Consider the following 13,893-nt stretch of genomic DNA (forward strand, 5'->3'; position numbering starts at 1 on the left):
ACCTTCCCATCGAGTCTGGCGTCGTTACAGTTCTTGCGCCTCGGCGGCGATCTTAGCGGCGGCATCGCGGGCGCGCGTCATGTCCGACGCGCGCTTGTCGAGCACCTTGATCTGGCTGGTCAGCATGACCGCATCGACCACGCCCCAAATCACCAGGCCCGTAGAGATCGAAAACCCAAGCGCACCAACTGTACCACGAAGGCGCGAGCAGATTGCCGCGACAAGGGCGGAGATGACAACCATCTTGATAAACGAGCTGCGGCGTTCACGAAGCGTGCGGGCCTGCGTCACATAGGCAATGCGAGCCGCCTCAGAAGCCTCCGAGCGCATCTGGGCCTCGCGGGCGATTGCAGCCGCTTCAGCCGACATCCCGCCGGCCATCAGCGAACGCTCCGCAACCTGGACGCCCCGCATTTAGAAGTCATCGGGGGAGAGCGTATGGACGAACTCGTCGAACTTCTCGAACTCCTGCTCGTCGTCGACTTCCTCGGCGTGGGTAGAAACAGTGCCCAGGCGATTCATGATGTCGTCCTCCACAAACATGGGGGCATTGCTGCGCACGGCAAGGGCAATGGCATCACTGGGGCGGGCGTCGATCTTGCGCTCGTCACCATCGGCCAGTACGACGATCGTCGCGTAGAACACCGGCGGCTCGGCGCGAACGATCTCGATGCGCTCGAGCTTGGCGCCCAGGGCGCCAACAGTATCGAGCAACAGGTCATGGGTAATCGGGCGCTCGGCGCGACCGCTATCGATGCCGCGGCTGATGGCAGCAGCTTCAAACGAACCAGTCTGAATGGAAAGGGAACGCAGCGGCGCGGGCGAGTCCGATTTGCTGCTGCGCTCACGAAGTACGATAAGCGATGGCACGGGACCGGCGGCCATGACGATGGTCTCTATGTCGACGCGAACCATGGAACACCTCCGGTACGTAGCGGTTAACACGCGGCAGCGCGCCGCATTGAATAGCTATACTACCCAATCTTTCGCACAGCACACAAAACCAAAATGAGATTTATCGCAGACAAGAAAAAAGCCCTGAGGCAACGCCCCAAGGCTCTTCACAGTTTTGATGGTGGACCTGACAAGATTCGAACTTGTGACCTCCCGGTTATCAGCCGGACGCTCTAACCAACTGAGCTACAGGTCCATCATGGTGGAGGTTAGGGGGATCGAACCCCTGACCTCAGGCTTGCAAAGCCCGCGCTCTCCCAGCTGAGCTAAACCCCCACGGAGACAGTAATAAACACCCCAGCGGCGACTCGGCTCTCGCTGGGGTGTTTATTGCGAAAGAAAGTGGTGGACCTGACAAGATTCGAACTTGTGACCTCCCGGTTATCAGCCGGACGCTCTAACCAACTGAGCTACAGGTCCATCGCGCAAGGGATATATTAGACGAGTCGTTACGCGCACGTCAACAACTTTTTTGAAAATCTTTGAGAGGGGTGGTCGCCGGGCTGACGAGATGGTTTTGGTTTGCTGCTCGGACAGTCCTGCGCAAGACGAAGGCCACATTAAGTGGCCTTCTTTGCGTGCGGAACTCGCGACAAACCAAAACCATCTCGTCAGCCCGGCGACCATGGGGTCCCAAGGTTTTCAAAAAAGCGGTCGGCGCGCAGGTGCGCCGACCGCCGATATATGGGGTCTGATATTTTCTACCAGCTAGGGCCTCTTACTCGTCTAGGAGATCCTCTGGCATGTCGTTGCCGTCGCCTAGATCGACAGGGGTTTCTTCGGGGGCAGAGCCGTCTTCTGTGGCTTCGCCTTCGGGCTTCTCCTTGGCGGCCGTCATGCGGGCTACGGCGCAGATGCGGTCGTTGTCGTCGACGGTCATCATCTTGACGCCCTGGGTGGCGCGGCCAGTCTGGCTGATCTCGTCGGTCTTGACGCGAATGACCGTCGCGCCCTCCGTCACGATGAACAGCTCGTGCTGCGGGCCCACCGTCTTCATGGCCGCGAGGTTGCCCTTACGCTCGGTCATTTGGATGGTGTAGACGCCCTGGCCGCCGCGATTCTGCTCCGGGTAGTCCGCGACCGGCGTGCGCTTGCCGTAGCCGCGCTCGGTGATGACGAATAGATCGCCGTTGCCGTTAGTGACTTCCATGCCCAGAACGCTCACGCCGTCCTTCATACCGATACCGCGAACGCCGCTAGTATCGCGGCCGGTGGCGCGCACCTGCTCCTCGGAGAACATGATCGTCTTGCCCGCGGTGGTGGCCAGGATAATCTTGTCGCCCTCGCGCACGCGGCGCACGTTCAGCAGCGCGTCGTCGTCACGCAGGTTGATAGCGATCAGGCCGTCGCGGCGGCTGCGGTCATATGCGCTCATTACGGTCTTCTTGACCATGCCGCTCTTGGTGGCAAACATCAGGTACTCGTCGGCAGGGAACTCGCGGCAGCTGATGACGCTCGCGATCTTCTCGCCCTCCTCGAAGGGCAGCAGGTTGACGATCGCGGTACCGCGTGCCTGGCGCGTACCTACCGGCAGCTCGTGCACCTTCAGGCGATAGACCTTGCCCTTGCTCGAGAAGAACAGCACGTACTCGTGCGTGGACGCGATGAACATCTCATCGATGACATCGTCCTCTTTGAGGTTGACGCCCGACACGCCCTTGCCACCGCGCTTCTGGGCACGGTAGGCGGCCACCGGAATGCGCTTGACATAGCCGGTGTGGGTGATGGTCACGACCATATCCTCGTCGGCAATGAGGTCCTCGACGTCCAAGTCCTTCTCAACCTGGCTGATCTCGGTGCGGCGCTTGTCGCCAAACTTCTTGGAGATCTCGCGCATCTCTTCCTTGATGACGCCCAGAATCTTCTCCTCGTGCGCCAGCAGGTCCTCGTAGTAGGCGATGGCGCGGCGCAGGCCGTCCAACTCTTCTTGGATCTTGTCGCGCTCCAGGCCGGTCAGGCGGCGCAGCTTCATCTCGAGGATGGCCGTGGTCTGCTCGGGCGTAAAGCCAAAGCGTTCGATCAGTCGGCTGCTGGCCTCGGAGTCGGTCTGCGAGGAGCGGATGATGCTGATGACCTCGTCGATATGGTCAAGGGCCATCAGGTAGCCCTCGAGGATATGCGCGCGGGCCTGGGCCTTCTTAAGGTCGAAGCGGGTGCGGCGGGTGACGACGTCGACCTGGTGGTCGATGTAGTGCTGCAGCATCTCGCGCAGGCTCAGGCATTTGGGAACGCCGTTGACGAGTGCCAGGTTGTTGGCGCCAAAGGTCGTCTGCAGCGAGGTGTACTTATACAGATTGTTGAGCACGACCTGCGGAATGACGCCCTTCTTGAGCTCGATGACCAGACGGATGCCCTTCTGGTTGGACTCATCGCGCATATCCGAGATGCCCTCGATGCGCTTGTCGTTGACGAGCTGGGCGATCTTCTCCTGCAGGGTGCCCTTGTTGACCATGTAGGGAATCTCGGTAAAGACCAGGCGGCTGCGGCCGGTCTTGGTGGACTCCACGTGTGCCTTGGCACGCACGGTAATGGAGCCGCGGCCGGTCTCGTAGCTCTGCTTAATGCCGGCGCTGCCCATGATGATGGCGCCGGTGGGGAAGTCCGGACCGGGCATGATCTGCATGAGCTCGTCGACGGTGGCGTCGGGGTTGTCGATCAGGTAGCAGGTGGCCTCGATCGCCTCGGTGAGGTTATGCGGAGCGATGTTGGTGGCCATGCCGACGGCGATGCCCTGGCTGCCGTTGACCAGCAGGTTGGGGAAGCGCGCAGGCAGCGCCACGGGCTCGGCGAGCGATTCGTCGTAGTTGGGCTGCCAGTCGACGGTATCCTTCTGCAAGTCACGCAGCAGTTCCATGGCGGGCTTTGCCAAGCGGCTCTCGGTGTAACGCATGGCCGCCGCGCCGTCGCCGTCGATGTTACCGAAGTTACCGTGACCGTCGATGAGCGGCGTGCGCATGGAGAACCACTGCGCCAGGCGGACCATGGCCTCGTAGACCGCGAAATCGCCATGCGGGTGGTACTTACCGATAACTTCGCCGACCGTCCAAGCTGACTTCTTGTGCGGGCGGTTGGGGTAGATGCCGCTCTCGTTCATCGCGTACAGGATGCGGCGGTGCACCGGCTTTAAGCCGTCGCGCACGTCCGGCAGGGCGCGCGCCGTGATGACCGACATCGAATACTCGATGAACGACTGCTTCATCTCGCGGCCAAACTCCGAAATCTGGAGCTGGCCGCCGTTGATATCCTCGCCGGCCGAGGCGCCACGGTCGACTTCGCCAAAGCTCTCCTCGAGCTCGGCGTCGTCTTCTTCCTCATCATCATCGGCATCGGGGTTATAGGCGTCCGGGTCGCCGTCCTCGCCCTGCTCAGCACGGGCAAGCAGGCGCTTCAGATCGTCGGGCATACCGGCATCGCCGGCCTCGTCCATACCCTCGTTATTGTTGATATCGTCTGCCACGTTACCTCCTCATGGTTTGCGTGGTCTAATTAGTTCCCTACCACGGAGACGGCTTTCCCAGGTGCCGCAGATTCGCCCGAAAGAGGAGGGAAACGTACTTGGGTACGCGACCGACGATTGAGGGCGAAGGTGCGGTGGCTGGGAAAGCCGAACAGGTTAGGCATCTAAGAATCGTGCATCATGTGCATGCTTCTCGATGTACTCGCGGCGATAGCCGACCTCGGAACCCATCAGCTCGCGCACGGCGCGGTCCGCCACCACGGCGTCCTCGATCGACACACGCTGCAGGATGCGGGTCTTGGGGTCCATCGTCGTCGAGGCAAGCTGCTTGGGGTCCATCTCGCCCAGGCCCTTGTAGCGCTGGACGGTATAGCCCTTGCGCTTTTTGGTGATCTTGCCGTCCTTGGCCTTGCCGTCCTCGTCGTTATCGTCGGGGTTCAGGCCCAGACTCTGGATGGTGTCGCGCAGGATCTCGTCTTCGGGCTGGCGGCCGTTGGGATACACGTAGTGGATCTTGTTGCGCACCTTAATGCCAAAGATGGGCGGGCAGGCAACATAGACGTAGCCGGCATCGATCAGCGGACGCATGTACTTGTAGAAGAACGTCAGCAGCAGGATGCGGATATGCGCACCGTCGACGTCTGCATCGGTCATGATGATGATCTTGTGGTAGCGCGCCTTGGTGATATCGAAGTCGCCGCCGTCGCCGGCACTCGTCGTGACGCCGCAGCCGATCGCGGTAATCAGCGACTGGATGGTGTCACTCGAGAACGCTCGATGGTCACCAACGCGTTCGACGTTCAAAATCTTGCCGCGCAGGGGCAGAATCGCCTGGATGTCTCGGCGACGGCCGTCCTTGGCCGAACCGCCTGCCGAGTCGCCCTCTACGATGAAGAGCTCGGTCAGCTCGGCATCGCGCACCGAGCAGTCAGCGAGCTTACCGGGCAGGGACGCCGTCTCGAGCAGGCTCTTGCGGCGGGTCGCCTCGCGCGCCTTGCGGGCGGCATTGCGCGCCTTGCAGGCCTGCTGCGCCTTCTTGACGATCTCGCGAGCGGGCTTGGGATGCTCCTCCAAGTAATCGGCGAGGCCGTCGGTCACAATCTTGAGCGTGAGCGCTCGCATATAGGAGCTGCCGAGCTTTGCCTTGGTCTGGCCCTCAAACTGCGGATCGGGCAGCTTGACCGAGATAACGGCCGAAAGGCCCTCGCGCACATCGTCGCCGGTCAGGTTGGCGTCTTTTTCCTTGAGCAGGTTCTGCTTGCGCGCGTAATCGTTGATCACGCGGGTGAGCGCGGTACGGAAGCCCTCAAGGTGCATGCCGCCTTCGGGGGTGTAGATGTCGTTGGCAAACGACATGACGTTCTCGCCGTAGCCGCTATTCCACTGCAGGGAAACCTCGACCTCGCCCATCTTGGCCACAGGCGCGTCCGGGTCCGATTTGCCCTCGATGTAGATGGGCTCCTTAAAGGCCTCGGGGACGTCCTTGCCCTCGTTGAGGAACTTGACGAAGTCGATGATGCCGCCCTCGTAGCAAAACTCCTCCACGTGGGGAGTCGCTTCGCGCTCGTCGGTCAGCACGATTTTGAGGTTCTTATTGAGGAACGCCGTCTCCTGCAGACGGTTATGCAGCGTATCGAAATCGTAGATGCAGGTCTCGAAGATCTCGTCGTCGGGCCAGAAGGTGACGGTGGTGCCCGTCGAATCCGAGGTGCCCACGACCTCCATCTTCTTGACGGTCTTGCCGCGCGAGAACTCCATCTCGTAGGTGTTGCCATCGCGACGAACCTGAACGACCACACGCTTGGACAGTGCGTTGACGACGGAGATGCCCACGCCGTGCAGGCCGCCCGAGACCTTATAGGCCGAGTTATCGAACTTACCGCCGGCGTGCAAGATCGTCATGACGACCTCGAGCGTCGGGATCTTTTTAACAGGGTGCTCGTCGACGGGGATGCCGCGCCCGTTGTCGACGACCGTGATGGAGTTGTCGGCGTGGACCGTCACCTGGATCTCGGTGCAGAAACCGGCCATGGCCTCGTCGACAGAGTTGTCAACGATCTCCCACACCAGGTGATGCAGACCGCTGGCGCTCGTCGAGCCGATATACATGCCCGGGCGCTTACGAACGGCCTCGAGACCTTCGAGAATCTTAATCTCGCCGCCATCGTAATCGTTTTCGTTTGCCACACGTCCTCCTTCAGTCAAGAAAATGTGTACAGCCTTACTAGTTTATCGTAAAAAAATACCCTCGGGAACGAGGGTATTTGGCTCTACAAGGCCACCAGATGCGATTTAAGGCTCTTTTTTGCTTTGCACGCCCTTGGCCCACTCGGCACTGGCTCTCATGGCGTTCTCGAGGGCCTCGCGCAGTTTTTGGTCTTCGATGGGCGCCACTTGGCGCTCAATCTCGGTGCGCTCGGCATCGCTGAGGTCGGCGTGTGGGGCCGGCGGGCGCTCGGTCGTCGCTGGGCGAAGGCGCTCCTTGGCGGCGGGCGGCATGTGACCGGGCGCGGTGGTTTTGAACACCAGGCCGTCCACATGCGCACCGGCGCGCTCCATGCGCGCGCGGATGATCTCGCGCAACAACGTCATTTCCTGCGTCCACGAGGGCGAGTCGAGATATACCAGCAGCTCATTGGACTCGGGCAGGTAGCGCAGGCCCGTCACATGCCGCCCCTCGCGCGTGCCCGAGCACACCGCGTTCCACGCGCGATAGACCGCGCGCGACTCCTCGGCGGCCTCCATCTGCGCACGGCGCTCAGGGGTCGCAGCCGCCAGGATGCGCTGGCGCTCTGCGTTCAAAAAGCCACTGAAGGCGACCGTTTCGCTCTCGCGCTCGTAATTAGCACGTCTCACCCATGCTCACCACCTTGGCTCGATCAAGCAGGTCATCGGTAAAGTACCCCAGGTTGGTCGTGGTTATGACCGTCTGGATATCATCGCCGATCAGCCGCAGGAAAGCGCCGCGACGCTCGCCGTCGAGCTCGCTCATCACGTCGTCCAGAAGCAACAGCGGAGCAGTACCCAGAACATCGCGAGCCACGGCCACCTCGGCCACCTTCCAGGACAGTACCAACGTTCGCTGCTGTCCTTGGCTGGCAAATGAACGGGCGGAGCGACCCGCCACGGTAAATTCAATCTCGTCGCGATGCGGCCCCACCAACGTCACGCCGCGGCGAATTTCCTCGCCGGCGTGCTCATCAAGGGCGGCCAGCATGCGCTCGTACGCCCAGCCCTTCAGCTCTTCGCGATCCTCGACCTGGGGCAAATCCCCCAGCGTGGACGCATAGGACACGTTGGCGGCTTCACCGGACGCCACTTGCCCGTAGGCAGTACGCACATGGCCCGCCAGCCGGTCGAGCAGGGCCAACCGGTGCACGAGCAGAGCCGCGCCCGCGCGGGCAATCGAATCGTTCCACGCGCCGAGCATCTCACGGCAGCACCAGGTCTCCTTGAGCAAGGCGTTGCGCTGGGTCACGCAGCGCCCATAGGCGCTCGCAAGATCGGCATAGCGTGCGCTCAGTTGCATGCCAAAGTCATCGAGGGCGGCGCGGCGCACACTGGCGCCCCGCTTAACCATGTCCAGATGGTCGGGGCAAAACAGCACGCTCGGCAGAACCCCGCGCACACCGGCGGCAGAGCATCTCTTGCCGTTGCGGCTAAACGAGCGCTTACCGTCCTCCGCGCTCAATCCCATATCAAGCACGCGGCCGTCGCCCTCGAGCCTCAGCTCGACCCTGCACGAGCCCACGCCGTCATGAACGAGCTCGGCTGCGGTCGGATGCCTAAACGAGGCGCCGCTCGTCAGCAGCTGCAGCGCCTCTATGAGATTGGTCTTTCCCGCCGCGTTGGGTCCTGCAAGTATCGTCACGCCCTCGTCCAGGGCAAGGCGATAGCTATCGAAGCTGCGGTAGTGCGCGACGGAAAGATCGCGGGCGAACATGGTCATGGCGCAACGCTAGATGCGGACCGGCATGACCAGGTACAGGTAGTTGATCTTGTCGTAGGACTTGAAGATGCCCGCCTGCGAGTAGCTCTTGAGCTCCAGCGTGATCTCCTTCTCCTTGGATAGGGCATTGAGGCAGCCGAAGATGTAGTGGTAGTTGAAGGCGATGGTGCCCGACTCGCCCTCGGCCTCGACATCGATCGTCTCCTGCGCAAGGTCCTGGTCATTGGAGATGGAGGACAGGCCCATCTGCCCGTTCTCGACATCGATCTCGAACTTGACGGCGGGGTTGGCGCTCGCGATAACAGCCACGCGCTTGAGGGCGGCGTTAAGGGCGGCGACGTCGATCTTGACGCTCGTCACGCACGAATCGGGGATGAGCTGCTTGTAGTTGGGGTACACGCCCTCGATACGACGCGACACGTAGGTGGTGTTGCCGGCCTCGAAGACGACTTGGGTGTCGGTAGCCCCGATCATGATGGTCGCCTGGCTGGCCATGATGTTCAGCGCGTCGTTAAAGGCGTCAGCCGGAACGTTGAGTTCAAAGGAACCCTCGAGGGTCGAGGTCTCGACCTGCGTATCGCACACGGCCAAACGGAAGGAATCGGTCGCCACCAGGCGAACGGTGTTGTTCTCGACCTTCATGTGCACGCCGCCCAGGATGGGGCGGGCCTTGTCGGTCGAGGTGACGCGCCACACGCGGCCGACCATCTCGGACAAGATATCGGTCGGCAGCTCCACGGCACTCTCGATGGCATAGGCCGGAAACTCGGGGAAGTCATTAGCATCAAGCGTGTTCAGGCGGAACGAGCTCTTCTCGCAACCAATCAGCACCTGGCGCTCGGACAGCTCAAAGGTGACCGGGGCATCGGGGAGGGTCTTGGTGATATTGGAGAGCATCTTACAGGGGATAACCATCTCGCCCTCTTCTTCGACATGCGCCGCGATGCGATGACGGATCGAGATGGTGTAGTTAGAGGTCTGGAATTCCAAGATGCCGTCTTGCGCCTTGACGAGCACGCCCGACAGGATGGGAAGGGTGGATGCCGAAGCGACACCCTTCATAACGACGCCGATGGCTTGTGTGAGCGAGCTCTGGCTGACGGTGAACTTCATCTTTTAATACCTTTCTATAGATATAAATATCTTAATAATAGTAATAGCACTGACGAAACTGTTGATTATTCCCAAAGACGCAGGTCAGACCCAGAAAGAGAATCGACAGCAACCTGTGTGCAACAGGGGTGGTTTTCCACGTTCAAAATCTGCGCAAAACTTTTCATCACCGCGGGTTGGGTTTTAGACACCTTATGCCCGTGGTTTCGACAAGTTTTCAACAGGTGTCTCTATTTCCCTACGAGCGCAGTGTAATTTTATCGCGCAGCGACTTGAGGTCTTCGGTGACGGTGCGGTCTTCCTGGATCATCTTCTGGACCTTTTTGTAGCTCGTGCTGACGGTCGAGTGGTTGCGGTTGCCAAATTCGGCGCCCACCGCCGTGGTCGTCATTTCGCACATCTCGATGGCCAGGTAGATAGCGATATGGCGTGCTTTGGCGATATTGGCGTTGCGACGCGGGCCGATGAGCTCCTCGTGTGTCACGCCGTACTGCTCTTCGATGACGGACTGAACCGTCTGGACGTTGATCTTTTTGGCCGATGTGTCGAAGTACTGGCTGGCGATGGCGTCGATATCGTCAAAGGTGAGCTCTCCGCCCTCGCGCTCGCGGTCGCCCGCCTCGCCGGCGCAGCGCTCGCAAAAGCTCTCGAGTTCGCGGATGTTGGTGCCCGAGACCTCGGCCATGTGTTTAAAGTGCTCGTCGGTCAGGTGCCCGCCGTCGCCCCCATAGGCCGCCAGCAGTGAGTCGTCGCCCGCCTCGGGAGCGGCGACGATGGTGTTCTCGTAATAGCGCTGCAAGATCTTGTATTTCATCTCGTAGCTGGGCTCTGCGACCAGGCAGAGCATTCCGGCGTTGAAGCGGCTGGTCAGACGCTCGTCCATGCTCAGGTCCTTGGGGGCGCGGTCTGCCGCGATGACGACCTTCTTGTTGTTGCGGATGAACTCGTCCATGAGCTGGAAAAAGTAGTCCACACTCGCGCGCTTGCCGATGATGTTTTGGATGTCATCGATGATGAGCACGTCCACGCCGTGGTACGCCTGCATGATGGGGGCGTTGCTCTTCTTTTGACGGTCGAACTCGGTCATCAGGTCGTCCAGATATGCCTGGGAGTTGGCATACTTGACCTTGATCTCGGGCGACTTCTCGGCGAGCTCGTTTTTGATGGCGAGCAGCAGATGGGTCTTGCCCAGCCCCGATTTGCCATAGATGAACAGGGATGTGCATGTGCCGCGCTCGTCCGCGAGGGCGGCAAACTTGAGTGCCGAGCGATAGGCATGGCTGTTCTCGGGGCCGTAGACAAAGTTCTCAAAGGTAAATTTTGAGTTCGCGGCGAGCGGGGCTCCATCCGTATTCTGCTCGGCCGGCACGGTCGGTGCTGGCATGGGTGAAGCGGGGGCCGCAGCTTGCGTGGATTTAGTCGGCGCTCCGCCCTTCATCTGGTTCATCATGCGACGAAAATCGTCGGCCGAGAGCGTGTTCTTGATTGCAATGCCCGAATCCGCGCCCGCCGCTGCGTCGTGAGCGATGGGCATGTGCGTGACGGGTGCGTTCGTTGACGTCGCCGCCGCGCTCGTCAACGGTGCCATTGTTTCACGGGAAACATCGCTGTGCTGGTGCTCGATTGTCGGCACATCGCCTGCGGAGGCCGGCACCGCCGGGGAAGCAGCGGGAGCCGTGGCGGGCGCCGTGGCGGCAGCGGATTCCGTCGCGGCGCCTTGCGGTGCCACGATGTCGAGAGCAATCGGTGCAAAGGCGATTTCTTCCAGATAGGCCTCAATAGTCGGCTGATGCTTTTTGAGCTGCGCGATGGCAAAGCGCGAGGGGGCCTCGATCGTGAGCGTATCTTCGGTCAGGCTTATGGCGCGCGATTGCCCCAGCATGTTGATGAGGCGTGCATCTTGGCCGTCGCGCTGGCAAAAGGCGATGGCATCCCCCAGGATGATGCTTGCTTCCTCGTCCACTGTCTCTCCCGTTCTTTAGCTCTGAGCTCGTACGCGAGCGGCGCCGAGTTCGGTCAGATGGTATTTCTGGCCATGCTTGATGACCAAGCCGGCCTGCGCCAAGTCATTGAGCGTGCGTGACCAAGTGGGGGCCGAGTTTCCAAACGCCCTCGCAAGATCGGTTGCGCCGCACGCTTGATTTTGCGCCAGATAGCCCAGCGCGGCGTTGCCGCGATCGCTTACGAACACGTCCGGTTGTGGCTGTGCATACTGATTTACTGCATTAGGATACATCATTTGAGCTGCTGGTTGTTGAGAACTCTGCGTCGGCGGCATTTGCTGTTGAAAACTTTGAGGCCACTGTTGGTAAGGCTGCGGAGGCGTCTGCTGGGCCCAGGGGTTGTACTGCTGCTGCGGCATCTGCTGGTACGGCTGCTGATATCCCTGCTGGTACTGCTGCGGGAACTGCTGGCCATACCCCAGTGGCGGCATCTGCTGATATGGATATCCCTGTTGGTACGGCTGATAGCCCATTTGCTGGCCACCCGGCGCCCCCGTCGCCTGCTGCATTGCTGCTGCATCCTGATCAGCCAGCGGCATGGCCTCTGGCATGTTTGGCGGCATCGACATAGATGCCGCCTGGGGTTCTTGTGTGGGAAGCATTCCGGGCTGCTGCATCTGTCCCACGGGGGGCTGCATCCGCTGCGTTGCCACGGGCTGCTGCGCAAAAGCTCCCGGCAGGGGATATGTGGGCTGCTCCGTCTCGGGCCGCACGGCAGCGCCGCGTCCGCCGGCACGCTCGATTTCCTGCACGCGTTTAGGGTTCAGGCTTACCGTAACCACGGTGCCGTTGCCCATGTTGTCCTCGATGGATACGGCACCGCCGGCGTTTTCCAAATACTCCTGCACCATGGGAAACCCTGCTCCGGTTCCACGGATATAGCGCTTCATCTTGCTGTTTGCGCTGGTAACGCCAAAGTCGAAAGCACGTTCCTTGTCGTCGATGCCGGGTCCTTGGTCAGCAAAGCGGATGGTGTCTCCGCCGTCCAGAATCGAGATGATGGGCTCGGCAAAGTGTGCGTGGATAAAGTTTTCGACAATCTCGCGGATGACCATGAGCGAGATATGGCCACCTTGTTCTTTCATGCACTGGTAGACGGTGTTGGTCGTCTCTTCCAAATACGTGCGGACATCTTGCGGATCAATGACGATCACCCGCGGTGTCGACAGCATGTCGTCATAGACGGCGATGCGCGCGGCATACATGGCTTTTGGCGCCTGCGTGGTCGTCTGCTCGCCTTCCGCACGCTCTTCGCGCACGCCGGTGATGTGCTCGTTGTCGGGTGCCGGGTCTCCGGAATCGACCATGGTGTAAAAGTCGTCAGACATGCCGCTCGCAATCTTTCAAAAGGTTTCGAACAAATAGTAGCTCACCGTGCAACGTTTCTCATCTTTCGACAACTTTTCAAAACTTGTTGAAAACTTTGGAAAACGGGTGAAAAGTTCTCAACATTGCCAACATGACCTGTTGAAAACTCGATGAAATATCGTGAAAGGTTGCCATGAGGCGCAAATTTCGGTTGTGCTTATGGGGGAACCGTGTGAACTGCGCAACCTTTTACCTTTGATTTCTTGACATTTGAACATTGATTTCCCTACAATCTTCAAGCTCACGTGTCTATATCTGCGTCCGCGTCCCCGCGGACACTCGAAATGCAGCAGGAGGAACTTAAGATGAAGCGTACGTATCAGCCTAATAAGCGTAAGCGTGCCAAGACCCATGGCTTCCGTGCCCGTATGGCCACTAAGGGTGGTCGTGCCGTGCTCGCCCGTCGTCGCGCCAAGGGCCGCAAGCGTCTCACTGTCTAGCAGCGATACACACATCTCGCATGAAGACTATTAAGTCTCGGCAAGATTTCGAGCATGTGTTCAGTCAGGGGCGTCGTTTCAATCACCCTCTGATTCGAATGACCATATGTGAATCGGTTGGCGAAGGCGACTCCGGAAGGGTCGCCTTCGTTGGTGCTAAGCGACTCGGTTGTGCCGTCGTGCGCAACCGATCTAAGCGTGTGATGCGTGAGGCCGCCCGCAGCTGCGGATTTCCCGTTGCGGGTTATGACATCATCTTGTTTGCAACTCCCAAGACGAGGGTTTCCTCGCCGCAGGAGATGGACAAGGCGTTGCGTTCGCTTATGAAGCGCGCCGGCGTTGCCGGGGAGGAGCGATGAGCAATCACGTTTTGCGACGTGTTGCCATCGCTCCTATTCGCATATATCAACAGGTTATTTCGCCCTTATTGCCTGACGCCTGCATTTATTACCCAACGTGCTCGCAATACGCCATCCAGGCGATTGAGAAGCACGGTGTTTTGAGAGGCTGCTGGCTTGCCGTGAGGCGCATCGCTCGTTGCAATCCCCTGCACGTCGGCGGTTATGACCCTGTGCCCTAGCGGGCACTCGCTATCGGAGGAAAACTTAC

The 13,893-nt window shown here is 60.1% G+C and carries 12 protein-coding genes and 3 tRNA genes; 3 read left to right on the forward strand and 12 right to left on the reverse strand.

Annotation, left to right across the window (positions count from 1 at the left end; genetic code table 11):
- Positions 1–24 precede the first annotated feature (24 nt).
- The 12 genes from DWZ01_RS07055 to DWZ01_RS07110 form a co-directional block, all read right to left on the reverse strand.
- Positions 25–369, reverse strand: a complete 345-nt coding sequence (locus tag DWZ01_RS07055; RefSeq protein ID WP_147356438.1) for a hypothetical protein — start codon at positions 367–369, stop codon at positions 25–27.
- A gap of 45 nt (positions 370–414) precedes the next feature.
- The gene (locus tag DWZ01_RS07060; RefSeq protein ID WP_117848451.1) at positions 415–915 is read right to left on the reverse strand and encodes a bifunctional nuclease family protein; all 501 of its coding nucleotides are present in this window, start codon (positions 913–915) and stop codon (positions 415–417) included.
- 158 nt (positions 916–1,073) lie between these two features.
- A tRNA-Ile gene (locus DWZ01_RS07065) sits at positions 1,074–1,150 on the reverse strand.
- 4 nt (positions 1,151–1,154) lie between these two features.
- Positions 1,155–1,230: transfer RNA gene (locus tag DWZ01_RS07070), tRNA-Ala, on the reverse strand.
- A gap of 67 nt (positions 1,231–1,297) precedes the next feature.
- Positions 1,298–1,374, reverse strand: a tRNA-Ile gene (locus DWZ01_RS07075).
- Positions 1,375–1,672: 298 nt separating this feature from the next.
- The gene (gene gyrA / locus DWZ01_RS07080; RefSeq protein WP_117848473.1) at positions 1,673–4,381 is read right to left on the reverse strand and encodes a DNA gyrase subunit A; all 2,709 of its coding nucleotides are present in this window, start codon (positions 4,379–4,381) and stop codon (positions 1,673–1,675) included.
- Positions 4,382–4,567: 186 nt separating this feature from the next.
- Positions 4,568–6,598, reverse strand: coding sequence for a DNA topoisomerase (ATP-hydrolyzing) subunit B (gene gyrB / locus DWZ01_RS07085; RefSeq protein ID WP_117769723.1), 2,031 nt, complete (start codon positions 6,596–6,598; stop codon positions 4,568–4,570).
- Positions 6,599–6,703: 105 nt separating this feature from the next.
- Positions 6,704–7,267, reverse strand: a complete 564-nt coding sequence (locus DWZ01_RS07090) for a DciA family protein (protein ID WP_117848452.1) — start codon at positions 7,265–7,267, stop codon at positions 6,704–6,706.
- Entirely contained in the window at positions 7,254–8,360 is a 1,107-nt protein-coding gene (locus tag DWZ01_RS07095; protein ID WP_117848453.1) for a DNA replication/repair protein RecF, read from the reverse strand. Before DWZ01_RS07095 ends, DWZ01_RS07090 begins: the two co-directional genes overlap by 14 nt.
- Positions 8,361–8,369: 9 nt before the next feature.
- Complete coding sequence (gene dnaN, locus DWZ01_RS07100) at positions 8,370–9,473, reverse strand: DNA polymerase III subunit beta (RefSeq protein ID WP_117848454.1); 1,104 nt, start codon at positions 9,471–9,473, stop codon at positions 8,370–8,372.
- A 238-nt stretch (positions 9,474–9,711) separates the two neighbouring features.
- A complete protein-coding gene (locus DWZ01_RS07105; protein WP_117848455.1) occupies positions 9,712–11,436 on the reverse strand; it encodes a DnaA ATPase domain-containing protein in 1,725 nt (574 codons plus the stop codon).
- A gap of 15 nt (positions 11,437–11,451) precedes the next feature.
- A complete protein-coding gene (locus DWZ01_RS07110; RefSeq protein WP_117848456.1) occupies positions 11,452–12,804 on the reverse strand; it encodes an ATP-binding protein in 1,353 nt (450 codons plus the stop codon).
- Between the two features lie 345 nt (positions 12,805–13,149).
- On the opposite strand from DWZ01_RS07110, the gene rpmH reads away from it, so the two are divergent.
- From rpmH to yidD, 3 genes are read left to right on the forward strand one after another with little or no spacing between them, the layout of a single operon-like run.
- Entirely contained in the window at positions 13,150–13,284 is a 135-nt protein-coding gene (gene rpmH / locus DWZ01_RS07115) for a 50S ribosomal protein L34 (protein ID WP_019127408.1), read from the forward strand.
- Between the two features lie 20 nt (positions 13,285–13,304).
- On the forward strand, positions 13,305–13,643 hold the full coding sequence (gene rnpA, locus DWZ01_RS07120) for a ribonuclease P protein component (RefSeq protein WP_006236191.1): 339 nt from the start codon (positions 13,305–13,307) through the stop codon (positions 13,641–13,643).
- Positions 13,640–13,864 (forward strand): membrane protein insertion efficiency factor YidD, encoded by a 225-nt coding sequence (yidD, locus tag DWZ01_RS07125; protein ID WP_082222962.1) that lies wholly within the window; start codon positions 13,640–13,642, stop codon positions 13,862–13,864. Before rnpA ends, yidD begins: the two co-directional genes overlap by 4 nt.
- The last annotated feature ends 29 nt before the right edge of the window (positions 13,865–13,893 follow it).

The sequence above is a fragment of the Collinsella sp. AF28-5AC genome, assembly GCF_003457875.1.
In the GTDB taxonomy this organism is placed as follows: domain Bacteria; phylum Actinomycetota; class Coriobacteriia; order Coriobacteriales; family Coriobacteriaceae; genus Collinsella.

Bases quoted from the DNA above. Each gene is read 5' to 3' on its own strand.
- rpmH (WP_019127408.1), top strand. From the start codon at position 13,150: ATGAAGCGTACGTATCAGCCTAATAAGCGTAAGCGTGCCAAGACCCAT.
- rnpA (WP_006236191.1), top strand. From the start codon at position 13,305: ATGAAGACTATTAAGTCTCGGCAAGATTTCGAGCATGTGTTCAGTCAG.
- DWZ01_RS07060 (WP_117848451.1), bottom strand. From the start codon at position 915: ATGGTTCGCGTCGACATAGAGACCATCGTCATGGCCGCCGGTCCCGTG.
- DWZ01_RS07055 (WP_147356438.1), bottom strand. From the start codon at position 369: ATGTCGGCTGAAGCGGCTGCAATCGCCCGCGAGGCCCAGATGCGCTCG.
- gyrA (WP_117848473.1), bottom strand. From the start codon at position 4,381: ATGGACGAGGCCGGCGATGCCGGTATGCCCGACGATCTGAAGCGCCTG.
- dnaN (WP_117848454.1), bottom strand. From the start codon at position 9,473: ATGAAGTTCACCGTCAGCCAGAGCTCGCTCACACAAGCCATCGGCGTC.
- yidD (WP_082222962.1), top strand. From the start codon at position 13,640: ATGAGCAATCACGTTTTGCGACGTGTTGCCATCGCTCCTATTCGCATA.
- DWZ01_RS07110 (WP_117848456.1), bottom strand. From the start codon at position 12,804: ATGTCTGACGACTTTTACACCATGGTCGATTCCGGAGACCCGGCACCC.
- DWZ01_RS07095 (WP_117848453.1), bottom strand. From the start codon at position 8,360: ATGACCATGTTCGCCCGCGATCTTTCCGTCGCGCACTACCGCAGCTTC.